The organism is Romboutsia sp. LXY-2 (genome assembly GCF_056171995.1).
The window spans coordinates 97,915-108,611 of the sequence record NZ_JBKFGI010000016.1 but is presented as its reverse complement, the minus strand read 5'-3'; the positions used below and the strand labels follow the sequence as shown (position 1 = coordinate 108,611).

The 10,697-nt window shown below is 30.5% G+C and carries 10 protein-coding genes; all 10 read right to left on the bottom strand.

The genetic code is table 11. The features are described from left to right. Positions 1-211: 211 nt before the first annotated feature. The 10 genes from ACI48P_RS20100 to ACI48P_RS20055 all read right to left on the bottom strand — a co-directional run bounded on the left by ACI48P_RS20100 (position 212) and on the right by ACI48P_RS20055 (position 10,693). Entirely contained in the window at positions 212-397 is a 186-nt protein-coding gene (locus ACI48P_RS20100) for a hypothetical protein (protein ID WP_475219001.1), read from the bottom strand. A gap of 316 nt (positions 398-713) precedes the next feature. Beyond that, a complete protein-coding gene (gene lysS, locus ACI48P_RS20095; RefSeq protein ID WP_475219000.1) occupies positions 714-2,219 on the bottom strand; it encodes a lysine--tRNA ligase in 1,506 nt (501 codons plus the stop codon). 15 nt (positions 2,220-2,234) lie between these two features. After that, entirely contained in the window at positions 2,235-2,714 is a 480-nt protein-coding gene (gene greA / locus ACI48P_RS20090) for a transcription elongation factor GreA (protein WP_475218999.1), read from the bottom strand. A gap of 99 nt (positions 2,715-2,813) precedes the next feature. Continuing rightward, on the bottom strand, positions 2,814-3,788 hold the full coding sequence (gene dusB, locus ACI48P_RS20085; RefSeq protein ID WP_475218997.1) for a tRNA dihydrouridine synthase DusB: 975 nt from the start codon (positions 3,786-3,788) through the stop codon (positions 2,814-2,816). A 119-nt stretch (positions 3,789-3,907) separates the two neighbouring features. Next, positions 3,908-4,678, bottom strand: a complete 771-nt coding sequence (locus tag ACI48P_RS20080) for a type III pantothenate kinase (protein WP_475218995.1) — start codon at positions 4,676-4,678, stop codon at positions 3,908-3,910. Between the two features lie 18 nt (positions 4,679-4,696). Beyond that, positions 4,697-5,293, bottom strand: a complete 597-nt coding sequence (locus tag ACI48P_RS20075) for an ECF transporter S component (protein WP_475218993.1) — start codon at positions 5,291-5,293, stop codon at positions 4,697-4,699. Between the two features lie 171 nt (positions 5,294-5,464). Then, a complete protein-coding gene (locus ACI48P_RS20070) occupies positions 5,465-6,442 on the bottom strand; it encodes a biotin--[acetyl-CoA-carboxylase] ligase (RefSeq protein ID WP_475218991.1) in 978 nt (325 codons plus the stop codon). A 231-nt stretch (positions 6,443-6,673) separates the two neighbouring features. Then, positions 6,674-8,659: an ATP-dependent zinc metalloprotease FtsH gene (gene ftsH, locus ACI48P_RS20065; protein WP_475218989.1), complete on the bottom strand. Its 1,986-nt coding sequence runs from the start codon at positions 8,657-8,659 to the stop codon at positions 6,674-6,676. Positions 8,660-8,691: 32 nt separating this feature from the next. Then, entirely contained in the window at positions 8,692-10,077 is a 1,386-nt protein-coding gene (gene tilS / locus ACI48P_RS20060) for a tRNA lysidine(34) synthetase TilS (protein WP_475218987.1), read from the bottom strand. Positions 10,078-10,279: 202 nt separating this feature from the next. After that, positions 10,280-10,693: a YwiB family protein gene (locus ACI48P_RS20055; protein WP_475218985.1), complete on the bottom strand. Its 414-nt coding sequence runs from the start codon at positions 10,691-10,693 to the stop codon at positions 10,280-10,282. Positions 10,694-10,697 lie beyond the last annotated feature (4 nt).

Here is a 10,697-nt window from a genome sequence, read left to right as displayed (position 1 = left end):
CAGGATCAAACTCTCAAATAAAAGTTTAACGGGCTCAGATACTGTTATATATCTGGCTTTGTTTGGTTGTTTCAAATTCTATAAATTAACCTACTGTTTAATTTTCAAAGTTCTTTTTTTCTTTTGTTTTTTCGTCCTTATCTCTCGGACAAGTAATACTATATCATCATTATTTTATATGGTCAATACTTTTTCTATTATTTTTTTATATTTATTTTGCTATTTTATTTTGGTATTCATACATAACACCTTCAACCTTACGTTTTCCAACATTTTTAGCTTTTTTAACATTTGCTCCATTGTATAAATTTATTGCATCTTTACAAAAATAAATCATTATTTCAACAACCAAAAAACATATACATATTAAACATATCCAGTTAAAAATTTGAAACATACACATTACCCCCAGTATTTTTTTAATATAAATATATATTCTTAATAAATATTCCTCTTTCCTTCACAAAATTTTTTTCTAATATTTACATATTTTCTTCATATTTTTAACTTTTATACACCATTAAAGCTTCCTTAACATGATTAACTATCAATTCTTAGGCTTTACTGTTGATATATTCTAAAATATTTTTATTAGATTTCATATAAATTCAATAATATTCTAAGTTTAAAAGTATAAATACAGGTTTTAATATATTAAACAAATAAAAAATACTCATATGATAACAAAATTATCACATGAGTATTTATATAAATTATTCTTCTATTTTATTTTGGTTGTTTTCTATTGGTTTCATAGTAGGGAATAATAAAACGTCTCTTATAGATGTAGAGTTAGTTAATAACATTATAGTTCTATCTATACCTATACCAAGACCACCTGTCGGAGGTAGACCTACTTCTAAAGCATTTATGAAGTCTTCGTCCATATCACAAGCTTCATCATCACCTAATTCTTTCTTTCTCATTTGATCCATAAATCTTCCTTTTTGGTCGATTGGGTCATTAAGTTCAGAGAAAGCATTAGCTAATTCCCATCCATTTGCGAAAGCTTCGAATCTATCCGTTCTTCTTGGGTCATCTACACTTCTCTTAGCAAGAGGAGATACCTCAACTGGATGATGAGTTATAAATGTAGGTTGTATTAATTTATCTTCACCAAATTCTTCGAAGAAGGCATTTATTATTTCTCCTCTTCTCATTCCTGGCATTATTTCTATATTATGTTCTTTAGCTACAGCTATAGCTTCTTCATCAGTATTTATTGTAGAGAAGTCTACACCTGCATATTCTTTTACACAGTCTTCCATAGTCATTCTTCTCCAAGGAGGAGTGAAGTCTATTTCAGTACCTTGATAATCTACTTTCATACTTCCAGTAGCTACTTCAGCCATATGAGATACAAGATTTTCTGTTATATCCATCATATCTGTGTAGTCTGCGTATGCTTGGTATAATTCCATAGCAGTATATTCTGGGTTATGCTTTATAGACATACCTTCATTTCTGAACATTCTTCCCATTTCATATACTTTATCAAATCCACCAACTATAAGTCTCTTTAAGTATAACTCGTTAGCTATTCTTAAGTACATTGGTATATCAAGAGTATTGTGGTGAGTTATAAACGGTCTAGCGTTTGCTCCACCAGCTATTGTGTTTAATATTGGAGTCTCAACTTCTAAGAATCCTCTTTCATCTAAGAAAGATCTTAGAGCTTTTAAAGCTTTTGTTCTAGTTAAGAAAGCTTCCTTAACTTCTGGATTAACTATTAAGTCTACATATCTTTGTCTGTATCTTAAATCTTGATCTTTTAATCCATGGTATTTTTCTGGTAGTATTTGAAGAGATTTAGATAATAAAACTACTTCGTTAGCTTTTACTGATATCTCTTCTTTCTTAGTTTTGAATACTTCACCTTCAACACCTATTATGTCACCTATATCATATGTAGAGAATATAGAATATTCTTCTTCACCTATTCTATCTAATCTTACGTAACATTGAATTCTTCCAGCTTGATCTTGTACATCTATAAAACCAGCTTTACCTTGTATTCTTTTGCTCATTATACGTCCAGCTAATTTAACAACTTTACCATCAAAAGCTTCAAAGTTATCTTTTATTTCTACTGAATTACTAGTTCTATCGTATCTGCTTTGGTGGAAAGGATCTCTTCCCATTTCTTGTAACTTAGCTAACTTGTCTCTTCTTACTTGAAGAACTTCACTAAGATCTTCTTGTATTTGATCGTTATTCATCATGCTTCCTCCAGACTATCTTCTTATTTCTAATATTTCAAACTTAGCTATTCCATCAGGAACTTGAACTTCTACTACATCTCCTATAGTTCTACCTAATAGAGCTTTTCCTACTGGAGATTCATTTGATATCTTTCCATCATATGGATCAGCTTCAGCTGAACCTACTATAGTGTACTCAACTTGTTCCTCGAACTCAATATCATTAACTTTAACTATAGATCCTATTGTAACTATGTTAAGGTCTATTTTGCTTTCATCTATGATAACAGCTCTTCTAAGCATACTTTCTAGCTTTAATATTCTTTCTTCTAATTGAGCTTGCTCATTTTTAGCTTCATCATACTCAGCATTTTCAGATATATCTCCGAAAGATATAGCAACCTTTATTCTCTCTGCAACTTCTCTTCTTCTAACAGATTTAAGAAGATCTAACTCATCTTCCATCTTTTGATATCCTTCTTGCGTTAATAATATTTCTTTCTTATCTTCCATTAACCCCACAACTCCTTCGCTCTATTTTAGGTTTGACCTAATTTGTATTTAAATTTTATTTATACCATTTTAATTTATGCGCTATATTATAAGTCACTATTATTCTAATGTCAAGGACTCTTCCATGTAGTTAGTAAGCTTATTTACAACTCCTTCATAGCTTTCAATCTTATTAACTTCATCTCTTACTCTAGCTGAATTTTTAAGACCTTTTAAGTACCATGCAATATGTTTTCTCATTTCTCTTACTGCCACATATTCACCATGAACTTCTACCGCTAATTTTAGGTGCTTAAGCGCTGTATTCATTTTTTCTTCTATAGAAGGTTCTGGTAATATTTCTCCGGTTTCCATGTAATGATTAATTCTCTTAAATATCCACGGGTTACCTTGCGCACCTCTACCTATCATTATAGCATCACAGTTTGTTTTGTCTAACATATTTATTGCATCCTCTACACTAAATACATCTCCATTTCCTATAACAGGTATACTAATATTATCCTTAATTTCTCTGATTATATCCCAGTCTGCTTTTCCAGAGTAATATTGTTCCCTTGTTCTTCCGTGAATTGCAAGAGCACTTATTCCACTTGCTTCTGCTATTTTTGCTATTTCTACAGCATTTACACTATCATCGTCCCATCCTTTTCTTATTTTTAAAGTTACAGGCGTGTTAGAGTTTTTAACTACTGACTTTAATACTTCTTCTGCTAATTTAGGATTTCTCATCAATGCAGAACCATCTCCATTTTTAACAACCTTAGGAGCTGGACATCCCATGTTAATATCTAATATTTCATTAGGGTAATCATTCATGATTTCTGCTGCTCTTCCCATGAATTGTGGATCTGAACCAAATATTTGTACTGCTACAGGATGTTCTTCCTCTTCTATTCTTAACATCTTTTTAGTATTTTCATCATCATATGAAAGAGCTTTTGCATTTATCATCTCTGTATATAATAGACCACAATCTTGTTCTTTACACATTAATCTAAAAGGTAAATCTGTTACACCTGCCATAGGCGATAGAAATACTTTGTTTTTTAATTCTACATTACCAATCTTCATATTTTTTCTCCTTATATTTTAAGACAATAATTTTTATGATTAGAGTTTTTTATTAATTCCTATCCAATTCATACATTATCACAAAAAAGGAACTGGATTATAATCCAATTCCCCCCTTGCTATTCTTTGTTCTTTGCGTGTATAAGTTTTAATCCTTCTAGAGTTAAGAACTTATCAACGTTATCTATACTATTAGTTTCAGATGCTATTAATGTTGATAATCCACCTGTCGCTATTACTTTTACATCATCATTATTTAATTCTTTTTTCATCATTTCTATTATTTTATCAACTAACCCTACGTAGCCATATATGACACCTGATTGCATTGCTTCTACAGTAGTTTTACAAATAGTTGAACCCGGCTTAACTAATTCTACTCTTGGTAGTTTAGACGCTCTTTGGAATAATGCTTCACTAGATATCTTTATACCAGGAGCTATTGTTCCACCTAGATACTCACCTTTATCAGATATTGCACAGAAAGTTGTCGCTGTACCGAAATCGACTATTATTAGAGGATATCCATACTTTTCTATACCTGCCACAGCATTTACTATTCTATCTGCTCCTACTTGCTTAGGATTATCATATTTTATGTTTAGTCCAGTCTTTATTCCAGGACCAACTACTATTGGTTGTTTGTTACAGTATTTAATACAGAAATTTTCAAGAGAATGCATAACATTTGGTACCACAGAAGATATGATTACATCATCAATATCTTTTAACTCTAAGTTCTCATATTGGAATAAATTATTGATTAGCATCCCATATTCATCAGATGTTTTTTCCTTATCAGTGTTTATTCTCCAATATCTTAATAGTTCATCATTTTCATATATACCTAAAACCATATTGGTATTTCCAACGTCAAATACTAAAAGCATATATTTTTAACCTTCTTTCTATTTTTTGCTCTTCTTAAGTATAACAGCAACTGCCGCTACTACTAATGCTCCACCTATTGCTTCAGGAATTCCATTGGTTGCTGCGATAGTCATTATTAATGTTTTAGCTGCAGAAGCACTTTCACCCATAGCCTCAGCATATCTAGCTCCATATAAAACATATATCATACCTAATACACCTATTGTATTAGTTATAGCTCCTGCTGCTCCTGTTACTAATCCAGATATATATACATTTTTAGTCAACTTCATTGACAACTCATATACATAATAAGCTAATAGTCCTATCAACACTCTTGGAAGTATAGATACTAGCGGATTAATAAATGCAAAAGATGTTACTGTTGGCATTGTAAGAGCCCTAATAAGGCTTGATGCTCCAAATACTAAACCTATTACTGCTCCAGCCATAGGTCCTTCCATTATAGCTCCTATAATCACAGGAATATACATGGTAGTTATAGCTATCGGACCTATTTGTATGAATCCTACAAAAGGAATCATAGACAGCATAATAGATATAGCTGAGAGTACCGATATTATGGTCATCTTTCTTACATTCACACTTCTTTTAGATGTTTGTGTGTTCATCATAAAAAATACACCCCCGTTCCAGCTCATAAAGATGCCGGACATTTTAATTTTTAGTTTTTTCTTTGTTGCTTTAAATTTATATTCTCTTTGTATTAGTCAGGCTCCTAGCTATAGGATACCAGCTGTAACAAAAACAATTGTATCAATAGTAATTTACCTTGTCAATGATTGTTATATATATCCCTTTAATCCTCTTATTGATATTTCTCCAGACATTATCTCTTTTACTTCTCCATCAGAATTTCTAACTATAAGATTCCCATTTTCATCAATATCTAGACACTTTACAAGTTCTTTATTTTCACCTCTTATAGCGTATATGTCTTTCCCAATAACTGCAGAATACTGCTTACATACTTTTATAGTTTCATATGTACTATCATTTTCTACATAATCCATGTATAATTTTTCAAATTGTTCTAAAATATGTTTAACTATCTCCACCCTAGACAAATTATACCCTTCTTTACTTAAAGAAGTTGCAATATCAGATATTTCCGGGGAAAAGTCCATAGTTTTAACATTAATACCCATTCCCAACACAATATGATTTATTCTCTCTATTTCTGCTGATAATTCTGTTAATATTCCACATATTTTTCTTCCATTAACTATTACGTCATTAGGCCACTTAATAGACGCATCTATACCTAATTCATTTAATGCTTTAACTATACTAGCACCCGCAATTAGTGTAATAAAAGGTGCTTTATAAGGAGTCATGCTAGGCTTTAATATAATACTCATCCATATACCTTCGCCTATTTTAGAGTGCCAATTTCTACCCAGTCTACCTTTCCCCTTAGTTTGTTCTTCACTTATTATTACAGTACCCTCTATTTCTTTACCCGCGATTTCTTTTCCATAATCATTTGTTGAACCAATTGTATCAAAATGTATAATATTTTTCCCTATAAAATTAGTATTTAAATCATGGAGTATATTTTGAGGTGTTAACAAGTCAATCGGTTTTTCCGCCAACCTATACCCTTTCCTATTTACAGACTCTATATTATAACCTTCTTCCCTTAATGATTTAATATGCTTCCATATAGCAGCTCTTGAAACCCCAAGTTGTTTTGATAAATCTTCTCCTGATATAAATTCATTTTCGTTATTTAATATAATTCCTATTATTTTATCTCTCATATTACACCTCATGTAATTTAATTTTCTTGATATTCTAATAAAATAATTATACCTCATTAATCTAATATTTATATATTAATTTATGTACAAATTATTCTTTTCTATTCTCTATATAATAATTTCACTTGATCAACTAGATCATCGAATCACTTTATAGCACCAACTACTTATCAAGTTCCTCAAATTTTTTTACACGCAAAAAGGACCTAAAATTTAGGTCCTTTTAATTACTTATTTATCTTCTTTTGAGTCATCATTGTTTGTAGTATCTTCTGGCTTACTAAAGTCTATCTTAGTAACTTTTTCTTCCTTTACTTCTACTACATCTTCTGATTTTTCTTCTTTTGATAAATCTATAGTAGTTTCTTTAGTTACAGCTTCTTCTTGAACTTCTAAAGGTAATTCTTTATTGAACGCCTTTATAAATTGATCTGCATCTAAAGTTTCATAAACTAGTAATGCTTGAGCAACATATTCTAGTCTATCCATATTTTCTTCTAATACTTTTTTAGTTTCTCTATGTGAATTCTCAACTATTCTTCTTATTTCTTTATCTATCTCAGAAGCAACTTCTTCAGAATAGTTTCTTTTACTAGAGAAGCTATTTCCTAAGAATACTTCATCTGAATTATCACCAAATGCCATAGGTCCAAGTTTACTACTCATACCATATTTAGTAACCATATCTCTAGCAGTTGATGCTACTCTTTCTATATCATTTGATGCTCCTGTAGATATATCATCAAGAACTAATTCTTCTGCTACTCTACCACCAAGTAAAACTATTATATTTTCCTTCATTTCGTTTTTAGTAGCATAGAACTTATCTTCAACTGGAAGTTGCATTGTAAATCCTCCAGCTCTACCTCTAGGTACTATTGTAACTTGATGCACTGGACTTACATGTTCAAGTATATGAGCACATACCGCATGACCTGCTTCATGATATGCTGTAAGTCTTCTTTCAGGCTCACTTATTACTCTAGATTTTTTAGCAACACCAGCAATAACTTTTGTTATAGCTTCTTCTATTGTTGCCATTTCTATTTTCTTTTCTCTTTTTCTTGCTGTAAGTATTGCAGCTTCATTCATTAAGTTTTCTATATCAGCTGGAGTAAATCCAGGTGTTCTTCTTGCTAAAACTTCAACCTTAACATCATCTGCTAATGGCTTGTTTTTAGAGTGAACTTTAAATATAGCTTCTCTACCTTTAACGTCTGGCGCTCCAACAACTACCTGTCTGTCAAATCTTCCTGGTCTAAGAAGTGCTGGGTCAAGTATGTCAGGTCTGTTTGTAGCAGCCATTATTATTATACCTTGGTTTACACCAAACCCATCCATTTCAACTAGTAATTGGTTAAGAGTTTGCTCTCTTTCATCATGACCACCGCCAAGACCTGCTCCTCTTTTTCTACCAACTGCATCTATTTCATCTATGAATATTATCGCTGGTGCATTTTTCTTAGCTTGCTCGAATAAATCTCTAACTCTAGATGCCCCTACCCCAACAAACATTTCAACGAAGTCAGAACCACTTATACTAAAGAATGGTACTCCTGCTTCACCAGCTACAGCTCTTGATAAATATGTCTTACCTGTACCTGGAGGGCCTACCATAAGCATACCTTTAGGTATTCTAGCTCCTAATTCTATGTATTTTTTAGGATTCTTTAAGAAGTCGACCACTTCTTGTAAATCTTCTTTTTCCTCATTCAATCCTGCTACATCCTTAAATGTAACTCTTGTTTTTTCATCATCTTTGTGAACCTTAGCTTTTGATTTACCAAAGTTCATTACTTTTCCGCCTCCACCTTGAGACTGATTCATAAATACAAACCAAAGTATTACCATAAAGAATATTAGTAATAACGTTGGTAATATTTCAATAAACCATGGCGCAGATGGTTTTGCTTCTCCTCCAAATACTAGTTTACCTTGCTTAGCTTGAGTTAAAACCTCATCAGCTAACTGATTTCCCATTATTTCTTCTGGTACATATGACCTAAACTTAGTGTTTGTATCCTTGATAGTTCCTTCTACATATGTCTCACTTATAAAATATAGCCTAGATATATTTTCATCACTTAATTCCCTATATACTTGAGAAAATTCCATTTCATCTATCTTGTCTGTAGGGTTGCCTGAAAACTGCACTATTCCAACTATTATTATAAAAATAAGTAGGTAGAAACCTGCTCCTTTTAGAAGTTTGTTCAAAAGAAGCCCTCCTTTCGTAAGTTGATTTTATTCTAAAGTTTCTTAAAGCTAACCTTTAAGACTTCTTTTGTTCCTGAATCAATTTTATAGTTCTCACTCATCTTATAATCTCCTACGCAGATTACACCTTCTTCATCTGTGATTACTGGTACTTTGCATCTATCTTCTCGTGGGATTTTTAAATCAATAAATAAGTCTTTAAGTTTTTTGCTACCTATAGCAAGTTTTATTTTATCACCTTGCTTTCTACTTCGAACAGTTATACCTCCTTTTATTTTATTAAAATCAAACCCCTTAGATGTTTTATCAGCTCTCATGCTTCTATATCTTTCTATAGACATTTTTTGAGTTTCAATAACAACACCTAATTCTTTTATCTTTATAAAACCATTACTAGGTATATTATAACAAAAATCTATTTCCTCATTAACTATTTCTTTAGTAGTTAAGATTATACTTTCTTTCATTCTGTAAACAAAAACTCCCCTAGGAAGTGTTATTCTTTTATTTACTTTATTTTCACCTTCTAGTTCAATAATATCATCTATGTGTTTTTGATCTACAAAATTAGTATCTCCAAGTATATGTTTTATAGCATTTCTTAAAACCCTAACCTTTATCGCATTATGTAAGTTTAAATAATATTTTAATTCAACTTCTACTGAGTCTTCTTTCAAAGATGATACTTCTTTAAATTTAACTTCTGCTTCTTGTTCTATGTAATCATTGTCACTTCTTAAACTATTACTCATCCTTACTATAGATTCTATTATATTTGGATTGAAATTATCCTTCATATATGGAATAAGTTCTAATCTAATTTTATTTCTTGTATATATGCTTTGTAAATTAGTTTTATCTATTCTAGGATTTAAATCCTGGTCTTCGCAGTACTTTTCTATATCTGCTCTATCTATATCTAGAATAGGCCTAATTATTACATTATCTCTAACATGGTCTATTCCTTTTAATCCTTGAAGCCCTGTTCCTCTCATCATTCTCATCAGAACAGTTTCTGCTTGGTCATTAAGATTATGACCTATTGCAATTTTATTAGATTTTGTCTTATGCATTATTTCATAAAACATTTCGTATCTAAGCTTTCTAGCTCCTTCTTCTACTGACAACCCATTATCTTCGCAATACTTAGGAACATTAATAGATTTTACAAAAAACGTTACACCCATCTTTTCACAAAGGTCCGCTATATATAATGCATCCTTTTGAGCTTCTATCCCTCTTATTTGATGATTTAAATGCGCTGCGTATATTTCAATATCTAAATTTTCTTTTAATCTATTTAATATATGTAGTAAACAAACCGAATCGGGTCCTCCCGATAGTCCCAATACAATTTTATCACCATTTTGTATTAGGTTATATTTATTTATAGTACTTAGTACTTTTTCAAAAATCATATTTATCCCTCTTACATTTAGTTTTTATTAACTTTTATGTATATTTTCTATAAAAAAACGCTAAACCCTTGTATCTTTTTTTAAAAGATATAAATTTAGTATAATTATTATAATACCAAATAAATTAAATAAAAGGTAGTGTTTTAACTACCTTTGTAAAATTTATATAATATCAGTTATATACTTAAATTTCGGCAAATTTCTAGTTAACTTTTCTAACGTTTATTGTTATTTCATTTGTACCGTTAAATAAATCCATTACTTTTATATTATATTCTATTTTTATTTTTATATTATCATTATCTATGCTGATTTGTAATTCTTTTGTACTGTTTTCTATTATGAATAAACCATGAACTGTTCTATATTTAACTAAATCAGTTTCACCTTTTTTAAACTTCATTGTAGAATTTGTACTACCGAATTTTTTTATAGTTATCTCATCTTTCGATACTTTAATTGTATTAGTAATTTCTAAACCATCTTCTTTTTCTTTATAAACTATGTATATATCATTATTTTTTTCGTACATAGTACCTTCTGCATTTGTGCTCATTATATCTTTATTTCTATTTTCATCATATTGAATAGTATCTATATCAATTTTTACGTTCAATTTA

Coding starts and splice junctions, on each gene's coding strand:
- ACI48P_RS20100 (WP_475219001.1), bottom strand. CDS start 397: ATGTTTCAAATTTTTAACTGGATATGTTTAATATGTATATGTTTTTTG.
- lysS (WP_475219000.1), bottom strand. CDS start 2,219: ATGAATAACGATCAAATACAAGAAGATCTTAGTGAAGTTCTTCAAGTA.
- greA (WP_475218999.1), bottom strand. CDS start 2,714: ATGGAAGATAAGAAAGAAATATTATTAACGCAAGAAGGATATCAAAAG.
- dusB (WP_475218997.1), bottom strand. CDS start 3,788: ATGAAGATTGGTAATGTAGAATTAAAAAACAAAGTATTTCTATCGCCT.
- ACI48P_RS20080 (WP_475218995.1), bottom strand. CDS start 4,678: ATGCTTTTAGTATTTGACGTTGGAAATACCAATATGGTTTTAGGTATA.
- ACI48P_RS20075 (WP_475218993.1), bottom strand. CDS start 5,293: ATGATGAACACACAAACATCTAAAAGAAGTGTGAATGTAAGAAAGATG.
- ACI48P_RS20070 (WP_475218991.1), bottom strand. CDS start 6,442: ATGAGAGATAAAATAATAGGAATTATATTAAATAACGAAAATGAATTT.
- tilS (WP_475218987.1), bottom strand. CDS start 10,077: ATGATTTTTGAAAAAGTACTAAGTACTATAAATAAATATAACCTAATA.